At 40.7% G+C, this 1,349-nt stretch carries 2 protein-coding genes and 1 pseudogene; 1 reads left to right on the top strand and 2 read right to left on the bottom strand.

Going from position 1 to position 1,349, the window contains the following annotated elements; genetic code table 11:
• Together AC3AYF_RS21140 and AC3AYF_RS21145 are read right to left on the bottom strand one after the other, a co-directional pair.
• Positions 1-300: pseudogene (locus tag AC3AYF_RS21140) on the bottom strand (AmpG family muropeptide MFS transporter); the annotation flags it as partial.
• Between the two features lie 176 nt (positions 301-476).
• The gene (locus AC3AYF_RS21145) at positions 477-1,079 is read right to left on the bottom strand and encodes an exodeoxyribonuclease III (RefSeq protein WP_487780435.1); all 603 of its coding nucleotides are present in this window, start codon (positions 1,077-1,079) and stop codon (positions 477-479) included.
• Positions 1,080-1,207: 128 nt separating this feature from the next.
• On the opposite strand from AC3AYF_RS21145, the gene rpsT reads away from it, so the two are divergent.
• The coding region (gene rpsT, locus AC3AYF_RS21150) for a 30S ribosomal protein S20 (protein ID WP_487780436.1) at positions 1,208-1,349 on the top strand (142 nt) is incomplete at its 3' end.

Raw genomic sequence — 1,349 nt, forward strand, 5'->3', positions numbered from 1 at the left:
CTGTGACAGCAATAACCATGATCGTCGTCGACCTAGCCTTGCCGTTAATACCGGCAAGGGTAATTTATCAACCAACGGTGCCCAGATAAACTTAAAGGAATAGCCTAATGCCGCCCAGCTAAAGTATGTAACGGCAGAACGTTCAATCCCAGCTTCACGTAACCATAGGCTGAGTGATGAAAATATAAGTAGTATTGGTAATCCTGCGGAAATGCCAAAAAACAGCATGGTGATAACTCGCGGATGCTTAAAAGCCGCAATTGTTTCTAGCCACGTTTTGCTTGAGGCTACTTCACTCATGCTGTCGTTAATGTGTAATCATAATCAATAATCAACGGCGCATGATCAGAGAAACTTTCATCTCGATAAATCGCAGTCGATTGTACTTTACCTTTTAAATTTGGCGATAAAATATGGTAATCAATCCGCCAGCCAACATTATTTGCACGAGCCTGACCACGATTCGACCACCATGTTTACTGATGTTCTTCCTGCTCTATTTCTCGAAAAGCATCAATAAAACCGACATCATCAAATAAGGTATCTAACCAAGCCCGCTCCGCTGGTAAAAAACCAGAGTTTTTCAAATTGCCTTTCCAATTACGAATATCTTCATTTTTATGAGCAATATTCCAATCGCCAGTCACAATATAATCACGTCCAGAGGCTTTCATCTCCTCCATTTTCGCCATCATATGATCCATGCAACGATATTTGAGTAATTGGCGTTCTTCTTTGGCAGAACCTGATGGCATATAAAGTGAAATCACACTTAAATTGCCAAAAACAGCCTCAATATAACGCCCTTCGGAATCAACCTCATTATCCCCCATACCAACAATCACTTCGTCAGGTTGTTGACGGCAATATAAAGCGACTCCGCTATAGCCTTTCTTTTGAGCATCATGATAAAAGCAGTGATAACCTTCGGGATGATAAAGCGCATCACTCAGTTGATCAATTTGTGCTTTCGTTTCTTGAATGCAAACCACATCGGCTTGTTGCTTTTGAATCCAATCAAAAAAACCTTTACGCCCTGCTGCGCGGATGCCATTTACATTGGCAGTAATAATCTTCATGCTTTTATGTCCAAAATAAAACTTTTCCGTATAATAGCACTTAAGTTCATATATTCCTTTGACAATTCATTCTTAAATCAGGATAATGTCCGGTTCATTACTAGATTTAGTTACATCGGAGAAGTACATTGGCAAACTCAGCACAAGCAAAAAAACGCGCTCGTCAGGCGGAACAAAACCGTCAACTTAACGCAAGTCAACGTTCAGCAATGCGTACCAGTCTTAAAAAGCTAGATGCAGCAATTTCTGCTGGCGATAAAGAGCAAGCAA

The organism is Salinicola sp., from assembly GCF_982684285.1.

Bases quoted from the DNA above. Each gene is read 5' to 3' on its own strand.
- AC3AYF_RS21145 (WP_487780435.1), bottom strand. From the start codon at position 1,079: ATGAAGATTATTACTGCCAATGTAAATGGCATCCGCGCAGCAGGGCGT.